Below are 12,744 nucleotides of genomic sequence, written 5' to 3' on the forward strand. Positions count from 1 at the left end.
GTCGGCGTTATCCATAACGCCTGCGCAGATGCTCGGTGAAATAGGCGGCGTTGAGCTTCTCGCCGGTGGCGCGCTCGAGCAGCTCCGGCGTCGACCAGCGCGAGCCCTGCGACCAGATATTGTCGCGTCGCCAGTTATTGATCGCACTGAAATCGCCTTTGGCGAGGTCTTCGTCCGCAAATGGATGTTCTCTCCCCAAGGCGGCCCATTGCTGCGCCGCCATCATGGCGCCCAGCGTATAGGACGGGAAATAGCCGAACGCGGCACTGGGCCAGTGCACGTCCTGCATCGGCCCGTCGGCCGGGTTGTCGATGGTCGACAGGCCGAGATAATCGCGCATCTTGGCGTCCCAGGCCTCGGGCAGGTCGGCGGCTTCCAGCCGGCCTGAGACAAGCTCCTGCTCGAGCTCGTAGCGCAGGATGACATGCAGCGGATAGGTGACCTCGTCGGCGTCGACGCGGATGAAGCCGCGTTCCACATGATGGACATGCGGCAGGATGTCGTCGAGCGACCAGGGTTCGCCGAGATGCTTCTCGACAACCGACAGCGCCCAGCGCCAGAAGGCGGGGTTGCGGCCGATCTGCTTTTCGACGAACAGGCTCTGGCTCTCATGCACGGCCATGCCGCGTGCCTTGCCGAGCGGCCAGTGCGACCAGGCTTTCGGCAGATTCTGTTCGTAAAGCGCGTGGCCGGTCTCGTGCAGCACCCCCATCAGCGCCGACAGGAAATCGGAAGTCTTGTAGCGGGTGGTGATGCGCACATCGGTCGGCACGCCGCCGCAGAAGGGATGGTGCGACACCGACAGCGAGCCATGGGTGAGATCGAAGCCGACCGCCGCCATCATGGCAAGACCAAGCTCGCGCTGCTTCTCGACGGCGTAGCTGCCGGAGAGCGGCTTGAGCGCATGCTTCGCCAGCCGCGCATCCTGCACGGCCAGCGCATGCGGCAGGAAATCCTTGAGGAAAGCCTTCAGCACGACAAACACCGGCGTGATGTCGGCGGCGCGGTTGCCGGGATCGTACTGCTCCATCAGCGCGTCATAGGGGGCGAGGCCGAGCGCCTCGGCGCGCAGCGCCGCCTCTTCCCGCACCAGCGCCACGACGCCTTCCAACGCCGGCAGGAAACCCGCCCAGTCATTCTTGGCGCGCAGGTCGCGCCAAAGCTGCTCGGAGCGCATGCGCGCCGTGGTCTGGCGCTCGACAAACTCGACCGGCAGGCAGGTGAGATTGGTATATTGCCGGCGCAGTTCCTTGACCGCAGCCTGCTGCTCGTCGTTCAGCGGTTCGGCTTCGGCGGCGGCGATCCAGTCGCCGATCTCCGGCGCGGTAGCCTGGGCGTGCAGCATCCCGGCCAGCGCCGACATCGCCTCGGCGCGCTTCTCGCCGCCGCCAACCGCCATGTGGGTCGCCTCATCGGCGCCGAGGATGGCCAGCGCATGCTCCAGCGCTTCGAGCCTGTGGCCGAGTTGATCGAGTTCTTGGAAGGACATGGATAATTTCCGGCTGCAAGTGGGTTGGCGCGAAAAGATACCAAGGCGCGCAGCTTGGCAACCCTGATCCGCCCGTTCCGGATCAGCCCATCTTGCCTTGCAACAGCGCTGCGTGATCAATGCTTGGGGCCAACGAGCGGAGGGGACAATGATCGGCAATATCCTGACGGGGCTGGTGGCGCTGATCCACTGCTACATCGTCTATCTGGAGATGGTGCTGTGGGACACGCCGCGCGGCCACAAGGCGTTCAACCTCAAGCCGGACTTCGCCAGCGCCTCGAAAGTGCTCGCCGCCAACCAGGGACTCTATAACGGCTTCCTTGCGGCAGGCCTGATTTGGGGCCTTTATCTCGGCACCGGGGGGTTCCAGATCAAGATGTTCTTCCTGCTTTGCGTTGCCGTAGCCGGCCTCTATGGCGGGGCGAGCGTCGGCCGGAAGATCCTGTTCGTCCAGACGCTGCCTGCGGTGCTTGCCATTATCGCGCTTTGGCTCGGCCGGTGACTGAAAAAAGGACGCCCTCGGGCCAGGTCCCTCGGGCGCCAGATCGTCCCTTCCATGTCTCGAACGGCTATCGCGGACCGAAACCGCTCAGCCGTTCGGATAGTGACCGCCGTCGGCGCCGTCGCCCATCAGGAAGCCGCTGCCGGTATCGAGTCTCAGCTTCTGGTCAACATTGTCGAGACGGCGCAGCAGGTCGTGATATTGCGCGGCGGGAATCCTGCCGTGATCCGAAGCGGCTACGTGCTCGGCCACCTGGCTGATATGCGCGGCGCGCATATGCAGTTGCTGCGCTTCTGAGGCCGAGATGTCGTTTGCTTGCCGCGCGTCGGCGATGCCCTGATCCACACCCTGGACCTGCTCGATGAGGCTGGTCACCCGCGGTCCGGTGAAGTCGGTTGGATCGGTTGCGTCGAGAGCGCCCTTGTGATGTCCGGCGGCGTAGGCGCCGGCGAGCGGAGCGGCGATCAGAACCGCGGCGAGAGTTGCAGTCTTGAGAGATGTTAAAGCGCGCATGACGGCGCATCCTCCTGCTGGGGAAGGAGCGGCCATCCCGCTCTGCTTCCGAGCTAGTGGGCCGTCCGGTTCCGTCGCGTCGCGATGGGAGGCATCGCCGGCGGTTCCCGGCCCTGCGCAGCAAATTAGGGCCGCCAAGTCGCCGAGTGTAATTAAAAAAAGATAATGTTTTCAGGCCTTGCCGACGGGCCGCTGCGCGCTAGAGTTGAGCCGGCGAACAAATTCGCGTGAGTTCGCGTGATGCCGGATCAACGTTCGGTGAGCTTCAGTTCAATTCGGCGGTTCTTGCTGCGCGCCTCATCCGTGTCGGCCGGATCGAGCGGCTGGAATTCGCCGAAGCCGGCGGCTACCAGCCGGTTCGCCGGCACGCCGTTCTCGATCAGGAACTTCACCACCGAGGTCGCGCGAGCCGTCGACAGTTCCCAGTTGTCGCGATAGCGGCCGGTGCCGGACAACGGCTTGTTGTCGGTGTGGCCGTCGACGCGCAGTACCCAGCTGATCTCGGGCGGGATTTCTTTCTGCAGCTCGATGACGGCGTCGGCGAGCTTCTTCATCTCGACCTTGCCGGCATCGTTGATCTCGTCGGAGCCGGTCGGGAACAGCACCTCCGACTGGAAGACGAAGCGGTCGCCGACTATGCGGATGTTCTCGCGGTCGGCGAGGATCTCGCGCAGCCGACCGAAGAAGTCGGAACGGTAGCGGTTGAGCTCCTGAACGCGCTGTGCCAGCGCCACGTTCAGACGGCGGCCGAGATCGGCAATCTTGGTGTTGGACTCGCGGTCGCGCTGCTCGGACACGTTGAGCGCATCCTCGAGTGCTGCGATCTGCTTGCGAAGTGCCGCGATCTGCTGGTTGAGGATCTCGACCTGGCTTAGCGCTTGCTGGCTGATCTGGCGCTGGCTGCTGAGTTCGCCGGACAGCGCGTCTGCCCGCTTGTTGGCCGCGTCGCCGGCGCCGGCGCCCCGCTCCAGCAATTGCTGAAGACGGCTCTTTTCCGCCTCCGCCGCCGATAGCGAGGCCTGCAGATTGGCGAGCGTATCTTCCTTGTCCTGGCTGTTCGAGCGCTCCAGTGCCAGCAACTGCGTCAGCTCGTTGATCTGCGAGTTGAGGCGGCTGAGCACCGTGTCCTTGCCGGAGATTTCGCGGCTGAGCAGGAATTGCGCCAGCACGAACACCGTCAGCAGGAACATGATGGCGAGCAGAAGCGTCGACAGCGCGTCGACGAAGCCCGGCCAATAGTCGATGCGGCGATCGGCGCGCCGCCTTGCCAGCGCCACGTCAGTGCACTCCGGTCTTCTTCAGGGCGTCAGCGATCTTTTCCAGCGTGTTGCGCATCGCCTTCTGTTCGTCCGACTGCGCCTCAACCCAGTCGCGCATGATCTGCTGTTCGGAGCGCATGTTCTTGACCAGCCCGGAAATGCCGTCCGCCAGGTTGGCCATGGCGGTGGCGACGCGCGGGTTGGAGCCGCCGCCATTCTCCTGCAGGCTGCGCAGCCGTTCCGACAGCAGGCGGATCTCCTCCGACGGCTCGGCGCGCACCGAATCCGACACGACGATATCGGACGAGAGATCGGTGACCGAGGACAGCCAGTTCTCGAGCTCGGTGTAGAAGCGGGTCTGGGCGCGGCCGGCCTGCAGGTCGAGGAAGCCGAGCACCAGCGAGCCGGAGAGGCCGAACAGCGAGGACGAGAAGGCCGTGCCCATGCCGGCGAGCGGCGCAGACAGGCCCTGCTTCAGCGCGTCGAGCACGGCGGCGGCATCGCCGCTGCCGGGGTCGAGCGCCTCGATCGTCTCGCGGATGGAGGCGATGGTGTTGAGCAGGCCCCAGAAGGTGCCGAGCAGGCCGAGAAACACCAGCAGTCCGACGAGATAACGCGAGGTGTCGCGGCTTTCATCGAGGCGCGTGGCGATGGAATCGAGCATGGTGCGCATCGAAGAGGTCGAGAAGGCGATCGTCGACGAGCGGCCGATCATCGCCTTCATCGGCGCCAGGAGGACCGGCTCGGTGGTCTCGGAGCCGGCGCGGAAGGAATTGACCCAGCGCACCTCTCTGAACAGCCGGCCGACCTGGGCGAAGGCGAGCAAGATGCCGACGGCGAGCACGCCGATGATCAGCCCGTTGAGGCCGGGATTGCTCGAGAAGGCGGTGGAGATCTGGCGGGTGAGGATGGCGGCGATGAAGGCGACGATGACCAGGAAGATCACCATGGTGAGCAGGAAGACCTGCGGGCTCGACAGTTTGTGCGGATCGTAGACCAGGACATCCGAGCGCCTGCCGAAGGATCTGAGAAAAGCCATCCGTGCCCCGTTTCCGATGCCACCCGCCGCAGAATTGCCGCGACTCTAAACGGAATTGTGACCAAATTGAATGGTGCTTGGCAATATCGCCCCGCGCGGGTCGTTTCAAAACCGGCTGATGACCAGACAGTCGACCATGGCGGCCAGGTGCAGCCCGGCGCCGGTGACGACAAAGCCATGCCAGACGGCATTGTGAAAGCGCAGGCCTTTCCAGGCAAAGAAGATGACGCCCAATGAATAGACGATGCCGCCCGCAACCAGCAGCATGATGGAGGCTGTGGGCAGCGTCGCGACCAGCGGTCCGGCGAGCCCGACGCCGCTCCAGCCGATGGCGAGATAGAACAGGATCGCCACCCGGTCGTAGCGCCCGGGCAGGAACATCTTGATCGCGATGCCCATTGCCGCCGCGCTCCACACGATAACGATCATCGGCACGGCAAGCGCGGACGTGTGAAGCTGGGCTAGAAAAGGCGTGTAGGTGGCGGCGATGAGCAGATAGATCGCGGCATGGTCGAAGCGGCGCAGGATCCACTTCGCCGGCCACGATATCGGCCACAAATTATAGGCCAGCGATACCGACAGCACGGTGAGCAGCGACACAACGTAGAAGACGGCGGCGACATACTCACCTGGGCCGGAATGGAAAGCGGCCAAAGCCAGGAAGGCCGAGCCGGCGGCGATCGCCAGCACGATGCCCACCGCATGGACGATGCCATCGGCGATCATCTCGGCGCGCGAATAGTGCCAGCGGCCGACAAAGGGAATTTCGATCGTTGTATTTGCGCGAGCGTCGTTCATGAATGATCCTGCAACCATAATCTGGGCAGTCGCGGATCAGTATTTCAAGCTTCGGTTGCGGTTTTGCGACGAGAGCGGCGCGCGTCCTTTCGACGCGCAAAGGAGGCTGCAGCCCTTTGATTGGCAGTTATCTGTTCCGAACCGGAGGTCAGCGAAATCGATTCCGATTTTGGGGCAATGCGATAGGGGCGCTTCAGCGCGCAGCCAGCGGCTTCTTCACCGTCTTCAAGAGCGCGCGTTGGATAAGCTCGTTGCCGGCGACGATGGAGCCGGCCTCCAGCATGTCCTGCCCGCCATCCATATCCGAAACGAAGCCGCCCGCTTCACGGATGAGCAGGGCGCCGGCGGCAATGTCCCAGGCCGAAAGGCCCGTTTCCCAGAAGCCGTCCATGCGGCCTGCCGCGACATAGGCGAGGTCGAGCGAGGCGGAGCCAAGGCGGCGGACGCCGGAGACCTCGGCCATGACGTTGCGCAACTCGATCAGGAAATTGCCGTGCTGGCCGCGCCCGAGATGCGGCACGCCGCAGCCGATCACGGCATCGGTGAGCTTGGCGCGTCCGGCGACGCGCAGCCGGCGATCGTTCATGAAGGCGCCGCCGCCGCGCTCGGCGGTATAGAGCTCGTCCATAGCCGGATTGTAGACGACACCGGCGACGATCTGGCCCTGGCGCTCGAGCGCGATCGAGACCCCGAAGAGCGGTATGCCGTGGAGGAAGTTGGTGGTGCCGTCGAGCGGGTCGACGATCCAGCGATGCTGGCCGTCCTCGCCTTCGACGGCGCCGCGCTCCTCCATCAGGAAGGCGTAGCCCGGCCGCGCCTTCGACAGTTCGGCAAAGACGATCTCTTCGGCCTTGCGGTCGGCCTGGCTGACATAGTCGCCAGGCCCCTTCATCGAGACCTGCAGGTTCTGCACCTCGCCGAAATCGCGCGACAGCGACCGGCCGGCCTTCATCGCGGCCTGGACCATGACATTGAGGAGAGCGGAACGCGCCATTCGTCTTCTTCCTGTGTTGGCCGTTTTATTCTGCGCGACGCACGTAAGTGATCTCGTTGGTGTCGACGATGATGCGCTCGCCGGCCGAGATGAAGGGCGGCACCAGGACGCGAACACCGTTTTCCAGCACTGCAGGCTTGTAAGAGGACGCCGCCGTCTGGCCCTTCACCACGGGGTCGGCCTCGGTGATGGTCAGCGTCACCTGGTCGGGCAACGAGATGCCGATCGGCCGCTCCTCATAAAGCTGGACCGTGACCATCATGCCGTCCTGCAGGAAGGCGGCGCGCTCGCCGACGAAATCCTTGTTCAGTTCGAGCTGCTCGTAGCTTTCGGTGTCCATGAAAACCAGCGCGTCGCCCTGCTCGTAGAGGAAGGAGAAATCCTTCATCTCCAGCCGGATCTGCTCGACGGTCTCGGCCGAGCGGAAGCGCTCGTTGAGCTTGGTGCCGTTGATCAGGTTCTTCAGCTCGACCTGATTGTAGGCGCCGCCCTTGCCGGGTTTCACGGTGTTGGTCTTGACCGCGACCCAGAGGCCACCATCATGCTCGATGACATAGCCGGGACGGATTTCGCTGCCACTGATCTTGGCCATGTTGAACTGATCCGGAATGAGATTTTTGGCGCGGGGCGCGCTTTGGCGCCTCCAAGACCACAAATCGCATTGAGTGGCAAGGGAGGTCGTCGCGGACGCTCATGGAGATGGCCGCTGCCGTGACCCGTCTTTTCAGGGCAGCCGGTTCGCCTTCTGCAGCGCCTGCTTGGTCTGACCGTCGTCCAGGCCCTGCAGGAAATCGTCCATCTGCGGGTCGATGAGGCCGGCGCGCCGGGCGACGATATACCAGGCTCCGGCCAGGATCAGATCGGGGTCCGTACCGATGCCGCCCATATAGAGTTTGGCGAGGCGGTTCTGGGCGGCGACATTGCCGCCTTCGGCTGCGCGCCTCATCCAGGCAAAGCCCGATTTCAGATCGCGATCGCCGCCGCGCCCTTCGATCATCCAGGCGGCGAGATCAAGTTGCGCGGTGTCGTAGTTCTGCCGGGCGGCCTGCGCCAGCAGGGTGCGTGCCTTGGCGTCGTCGCGCGGTTTGCCGCCGGCGCCGTTGGCGTAGATTTGCGCCATCGCATACTCGGCGTCGGCAAGGCCGGTACTGGCGGCGCGCTCATAATACACAGCGGCCTTGGCGATGCCGGCAGCGCCCGGATCCTGCTGGACGAGCAATTGGGCGAAGTTGAACTGGGCCAGGCGGTTGCCTGCCTCGGCGGCCGCCTGCATCAGCGCATAGGCTTCCTTGTCGTCCTTCTTCACATAGCGGCCGTCGAGCAGCATCAGCGCATATTGGAACTGCGCCTCCGGCACGCCCTGCTCGGCGGCGAGCCCATACCATTTCGCGGCCTCTGCCGCGTTGAGCGGCACGCCCAGCCCGCGCGACAGGATTTCGGCGACCAGTGTCTGCGCCGCGGGGTCGCCATTGTTGGCCCGCACCATGGCAAGGTTGTAGGCGGTCTTATAGAGGCCGCGCTGGAACGCGCCGTAGGCGGCATCCGGCAGCTTGGCGCCGAAGCGATCGGGATTGATGGTATCGGCCGATGGCGGTTGAAGAGTTGCCGGCTGTGGCAGCGGTGTTTCGATCGGCTTATCGGCATGGGCCGCGCCAGTATTCGGGGCGCCAATATTCGGGCCGCTCGAATTCGGGGCGCTTGTATTCGGAATGCTTGTGTTCGGGGCGCCGGTAGCAGGGGCGTTTTTATCCGGCGCGCTCGTGTCGGGTGTGGTCGTGTCCGGTCTAGGCTGCGGCACCGGGACGGTCTCGGCGGCCACCGCGGCGGCCGGCTGGATCGCCAAGGCAGCGGCGAACGCCGCGAAGGAAAGCCGGGACCAGCGCACGTCAGACCTCGAAGCGCGGCGCGGTTTGGTCGAGCAGCGCGTTGGCGGCGGCGACCGCCGCGCGCGGATCGAGCCCGTCGGCGAAGACGGCGCTGGAGAGCGCTACGAATTCGGCTCCGGTGGCCGCTACCGTTTCCACCGAGGCAAGCTCGGATCCGGCCATCACGATGCAAGGAATCTGGATCATCTGCGCCCACCATTCGCCGAGAGCGAGATTGCGGTGGTGGGGCTCCGGCTTGTTGTCATAGCCGAAACGGCCGAAGAACATATAGTCGGGCCGCTCCTCGCCGAGTTCCAGCGCGTCGTCGCGGGTCTTGGCGCCGCCGGCGCCGACCATCATTTTGCCGGCCAAGCGCTCGATCGTCTCGGCCAGTTCCCGGCGGTTTGCCTCGACATGGATGCCGTCGGCGTGGACGCGGCCGGCGATGCGGCTGTCGCCGACGATGATGACGGCGACGCCGGCGGCTTGCGCGATCGGCACGATCTTCTCGGCGAAGGCCTGGAAGGCGGCGTCATCCATGCCGTTTTCGGGCAGGATCAGCGAGGCGACGTCGCCACCGTCGAACGCGGTGCAGATGTGCTCGGGCGTCACAAGCGGTGGCGCGATCAGCACGATTCGGCAGCGATTGGGCGGGGTTGCTTCATTCATCGGTCTTCGATCCCGGTTTTCGCCTATGCCGGGCGAACATGGTTGCATTGCGGCATAGAGCAAAGCGTCCGGCTTGAACAGGAGGCTATGCGGCGGACGGGGATCGATTGTCCGAACGGTTGTCCCGGCTGGCCTTCGTTATGGGGTCGAAGAGGCGCTGCGGGCCTTCGACGCCAAGGAACTGGGGAACGGGATCGAGAGCCGGAGACCACGAGGTCGTTCGCGAATTTCCGAACGAGCCGCGCTCGCAGTATCTTTCGATTGCCGATTCCAGCACGCGCTGCCCCAGCCGTCTCCGCGCCCGGCTCGCCGCGACGCGCACCGCCTCGATCTGGCCGCGCCAGCAGATTACGGACAGTTGATCGCGCCGGCCGGCTGGCGGGGCGCTTCGGCTATCGCGGTCTTTCGCTTTGTGGTCTATTGCAGGTCTCCCGCCATCCCCCAGCCGTTTCTTGTCCCCGTTTCTCCCATGTCAGGCCTGCTCAGCGATCCGTGGTTCTATGCTGCCGCCATTCCGGCGGTCATCCTCGTCGGTCTGTCGAAGGGCGGCTTCGGCGGCGCCGTGGGCTTCGTCGGCGTGCCGCTGATGGCGCTGGCCATCCCGCCGGTGCAGGCGGCGGCCATCCTGCTGCCGATCCTTTGCCTGATGGACACCGTTTCAGTGTGGACCTGGTGGGGCGTCTATGACCGCAAGATGCTGGTCGACATGATGCCCGGCGCCGTCATCGGCATCGGCCTCGGCTGGCTGACGGCGGCCCTGGTGACGGAGGAAATGGTGCGGCTGATCGTCGGCGCGATCGCGCTGGTCTTCGTCCTGCGCTGGATCTATCTGCAGTTCCGCCACGGCGCCGACCACGAGGTAGAGCCGAACCGCATCGCGGCGGCGTTCTGGGGCACGGTTGCGGGCTTCACCAGCTTCGTCGCCCATGTCGGCGGTCCGCCCTTCCAGGTTTACGCGCTGCCGATCCGGCTCGACCCGAAGGTGCTGTCCGGGACGGCGGCGATCTTCTTCGCCACCACCAACGCTCTGAAACTTATTCCCTATTTCGCGCTTGGCCAGTTCGACAGCACCAATCTCACCGCATCGTTCGCGCTGATGCCACTGGCGCCGCTTTCCACCATCGCCGGCGCCTGGCTGGTGCGCCGCATGCGGCCGGAGGTGTTTTATCCGTTCACATATGCGACGGTGGCGGTGGTGGCGCTCAAGCTGCTCTGGGACGGTATCGCCGGCCTGATGTGATGGCGGGCGCACCGGCCGCCCGCCACAGAAGCATCAAGCGGCGCTCGGCACCAGCTCGCGGCTGCCGCCTAGCGCAAGCGCTGCGCCGGCCGCGATCACCAGCACCATGCAGGAGAGGATGCCGACGTCGTGAAGCGTTGGCTTCAGCACCATGTCGGCGATGATCACCAGCATCACCGCATAGTCGAAACGCGCCCAGCGCATCATGCGCTGGCCGATGGCGAGAACCGCCGGCGTCACGCCTTCCTTGGCGACCATGGCGCCCATCCGCTCGCCGGTCGGCTTGAAGACGAGCATGCCGATCGAGAAGGTCGTGGCGTAGCCGACAAGGCCGATGACGATCCACAGGTCGGAAAAACCGACCCAGAAGCCGCACATGAGGAGGCCGAAGATCAGGGTGAGCATCGACATCGGCGCGAAGAAGCGGCTGCCGAGCTCGCCGCTCGCCCGCATCGCCTGCAGCTTGTGCTCGATGTTGCCGGCGCGCTCGGCAAGCACGCCGAGCAGGAACAGGACGAAGCCGCCGCCGACCCATAGGATGGCCGAGACGACGTGAAGGAATTTGACGATCGAATACCAGTCCATGGTGTGCTCCTGCATTTCTTGTTGGTGGCGGCGTCGACTGCGCCAGCCATTGAGAGGAGCGGGCGTTTAGCGCGGAGCGTGTTTCGAAACGATGTCGCGGCGGCGGGGCCGATGTTTCGGTGCCACAATATGCGTCCAAGGACTTGATGGCTCGGAGGGAGTCGGGCCGTCCCGTTCCGGCACAGGAAAAGTCCGTTCGCTTAAAAATTCCACGCGGCGTTAAGGCTTCATTAAGCTTTACAGGCGTTTACTAGGACCATCCAGTTTGTCTGGATTCTTACCGAGTGGTTGGAGCCACTTTGTTTGACGCCTCCCTGTTAAACTCCTGAGAGCCGCCTTATCCGCGGCTCTTTTTTTGCCCGTTGGCCGCCGGCGGGCAGCGCGCCTCGGCGTTAACCGTTTGTTAAACATGCGCTTGCCTTCATGGGCAGCGAAGCGCATTTTCAAGCCTCAGTCGTTTAAGGGTGCAGGACGTATCGGCAAGGATGCCGAATCGGCTTGCGGCAGTGCAGGGGCGTATCGATGAACGAGCCTTCGAAGGGCAGCGCGAAAACCATTAAGCTCGCGGAACGCCGGGTTTTCTCCCAATCCTTCAAGCCGCTTTACCAGGAGGGCATGGGCCTGGTCGAACAGGCGGCCGAGTATCTTGACGGCAAGGGAAGGCTCGAAGCCAAGAAGCTGTCGCGCACGGCGGCGACGCTCTATGCGGCCGAATCGATGCGCCTTACCACGAGGCTGATGCAGGTCGCCTCCTGGCTGCTGTTGCAGCGGGCGGCGAATTCCGGCGAGATGACGCGCGACCAGGTCGCCTCGGAAAAATCCAAGGTGCGGCTCGATACCGCTTCCGCGCATGACGAGGCGCTGGGCTGGAGCGAACTGCCAAGGGACTTCCTGGATCTGGTGAGCCGGTCACTGCGCCTGCAGGCGCTGGTGAAGCGCATGGACGAGGAGATCTACGGCGGCGCCATGAACGAAATGCCGGCTGCCGGCCGCCGCTCCAACCCGGTCTCCGATCAGATCAGCCTGCTGAACACGGCCTTCGCCCGCGGCTAACAGGCCGCTCCACAATTCGCTCTGATGGTTATCTGGCGGCGTTTTCTGCGCTTCCGGTGCTCGCGTACTTAAAGCACCCTCCGCACCGGTTCTTGAAAACGACGCCATATGACTCATCAGACCGAATTCTGAAGCACTCCATCCCTGCACAGGCCGTTTCTGGTTTGTTCACAATTCGCTGGCTTCGCCATGCGCCGCGGTTAGACTTGGCGCATGGGGGAAGCGATTCGCATCATCGGCATCGATCCGGGCCTGAGGCGCACCGGCTGGGGCATCGTCGAGAGCCTCGGCAATTCGCTGCGCTTCATCGCCTCCGGCACCGTGCGTTCCGACGACAAGGCGCCGCTCGCAACGAGGCTCTGCCAATTGCATGATGGACTGGCCGAAGTGCTGCACCAGGCCATGCCGCACGAGGCGGCGATCGAGCAGACCTTCGTCAACAAGGATGCCACAGCGACGCTGAAGCTCGGCCAGGCGCGCGGCATCGCCATGCTGGTGCCGGCGCGCGCCGGGCTGGCGGTCGCGGAATACGCTCCCAACGCGGTCAAGAAGGCGGTGATCGGCGTCGGTCACGGCGAGAAGAAGCAGATCCATATGATGGTGAAAGTGCTGATGCCGAAAGCGGTGTTCGAGACCGACGATGCCGCCGACGCCCTGGCCATAGCCATATGTCATGCGCATCACCGTCAAAGCGTCGCCTACCGAATGGCGGCGCTGGCCGGGTAGTGTTCTTGACTT

Annotated in this window: 14 protein-coding genes; 4 read left to right on the top strand and 10 right to left on the bottom strand. The window is 64.4% G+C overall.

The annotated features are described in order from the left end of the window. Positions 1-7: 7 nt before the first annotated feature. Positions 8-1,489: a carboxypeptidase M32 gene (locus CK220_RS02045; RefSeq protein WP_095809941.1), complete on the bottom strand. Its 1,482-nt coding sequence runs from the start codon at positions 1,487-1,489 to the stop codon at positions 8-10. Positions 1,490-1,637: 148 nt separating this feature from the next. Here CK220_RS02045 and CK220_RS02050 point away from each other — a divergent pair, with 148 nt between their 5' ends. Next, positions 1,638-1,991: a DUF1304 domain-containing protein gene (locus CK220_RS02050; RefSeq protein WP_095809942.1), complete on the top strand. Its 354-nt coding sequence runs from the start codon at positions 1,638-1,640 to the stop codon at positions 1,989-1,991. A gap of 87 nt (positions 1,992-2,078) precedes the next feature. On the opposite strand, the gene CK220_RS02055 is transcribed toward CK220_RS02050, so the two are convergent. From CK220_RS02055 to CK220_RS02090, 8 genes are all read right to left on the bottom strand, one after another. Then, positions 2,079-2,504: a hypothetical protein gene (locus tag CK220_RS02055; RefSeq protein ID WP_095809943.1), complete on the bottom strand. Its 426-nt coding sequence runs from the start codon at positions 2,502-2,504 to the stop codon at positions 2,079-2,081. A gap of 248 nt (positions 2,505-2,752) precedes the next feature. Further along, positions 2,753-3,781 carry a peptidoglycan -binding protein gene (locus CK220_RS02060; protein ID WP_095809944.1) on the bottom strand — a complete coding sequence of 343 codons (1,029 nt, stop codon included), beginning with the start codon at positions 3,779-3,781 and terminating at the stop codon, positions 2,753-2,755. Between the two features lies 1 nt (position 3,782). After that, the gene (locus tag CK220_RS02065) at positions 3,783-4,802 is read right to left on the bottom strand and encodes a MotA/TolQ/ExbB proton channel family protein (RefSeq protein WP_095809945.1); all 1,020 of its coding nucleotides are present in this window, start codon (positions 4,800-4,802) and stop codon (positions 3,783-3,785) included. A gap of 105 nt (positions 4,803-4,907) precedes the next feature. Then, positions 4,908-5,600 carry a hemolysin III family protein gene (locus CK220_RS02070; protein ID WP_176478965.1) on the bottom strand — a complete coding sequence of 231 codons (693 nt, stop codon included), beginning with the start codon at positions 5,598-5,600 and terminating at the stop codon, positions 4,908-4,910. A 193-nt stretch (positions 5,601-5,793) separates the two neighbouring features. After that, entirely contained in the window at positions 5,794-6,594 is an 801-nt protein-coding gene (locus tag CK220_RS02075; protein ID WP_095809947.1) for an inositol monophosphatase family protein, read from the bottom strand. A 25-nt stretch (positions 6,595-6,619) separates the two neighbouring features. Beyond that, positions 6,620-7,186 carry an elongation factor P gene (gene efp, locus CK220_RS02080; protein ID WP_067001754.1) on the bottom strand — a complete coding sequence of 189 codons (567 nt, stop codon included), beginning with the start codon at positions 7,184-7,186 and terminating at the stop codon, positions 6,620-6,622. Positions 7,187-7,318: 132 nt separating this feature from the next. Beyond that, positions 7,319-8,479 (bottom strand): tetratricopeptide repeat protein, encoded by a 1,161-nt coding sequence (locus CK220_RS02085; RefSeq protein WP_245428921.1) that lies wholly within the window; start codon positions 8,477-8,479, stop codon positions 7,319-7,321. Position 8,480: 1 nt separating this feature from the next. Next, positions 8,481-9,128: a thiamine phosphate synthase gene (locus CK220_RS02090; RefSeq protein WP_095809948.1), complete on the bottom strand. Its 648-nt coding sequence runs from the start codon at positions 9,126-9,128 to the stop codon at positions 8,481-8,483. 469 nt (positions 9,129-9,597) lie between these two features. Between CK220_RS02090 and CK220_RS02095 the strand changes: the two genes are divergently transcribed. Beyond that, positions 9,598-10,368 carry a sulfite exporter TauE/SafE family protein gene (locus tag CK220_RS02095; protein ID WP_095809949.1) on the top strand — a complete coding sequence of 257 codons (771 nt, stop codon included), beginning with the start codon at positions 9,598-9,600 and terminating at the stop codon, positions 10,366-10,368. 33 nt (positions 10,369-10,401) lie between these two features. Here the strand turns inward: CK220_RS02095 and CK220_RS02100 are convergent, their stop codons facing one another. Continuing rightward, on the bottom strand, positions 10,402-10,953 hold the full coding sequence (locus tag CK220_RS02100; RefSeq protein ID WP_095810262.1) for a DUF2269 family protein: 552 nt from the start codon (positions 10,951-10,953) through the stop codon (positions 10,402-10,404). Between the two features lie 522 nt (positions 10,954-11,475). Between CK220_RS02100 and CK220_RS02105 the strand changes: the two genes are divergently transcribed. Next, positions 11,476-12,006 carry a DUF1465 family protein gene (locus CK220_RS02105; RefSeq protein WP_095809950.1) on the top strand — a complete coding sequence of 177 codons (531 nt, stop codon included), beginning with the start codon at positions 11,476-11,478 and terminating at the stop codon, positions 12,004-12,006. A 213-nt stretch (positions 12,007-12,219) separates the two neighbouring features. After that, positions 12,220-12,732, top strand: a complete 513-nt coding sequence (gene ruvC / locus CK220_RS02110; RefSeq protein WP_095809951.1) for a crossover junction endodeoxyribonuclease RuvC — start codon at positions 12,220-12,222, stop codon at positions 12,730-12,732. Positions 12,733-12,744: the final 12 nt, after the last annotated feature.

Origin of the sequence: Mesorhizobium sp. WSM3860, from assembly GCF_002294995.1 — a bacterium.
In the GTDB taxonomy this organism is placed as follows: domain Bacteria; phylum Pseudomonadota; class Alphaproteobacteria; order Rhizobiales; family Rhizobiaceae; genus Mesorhizobium.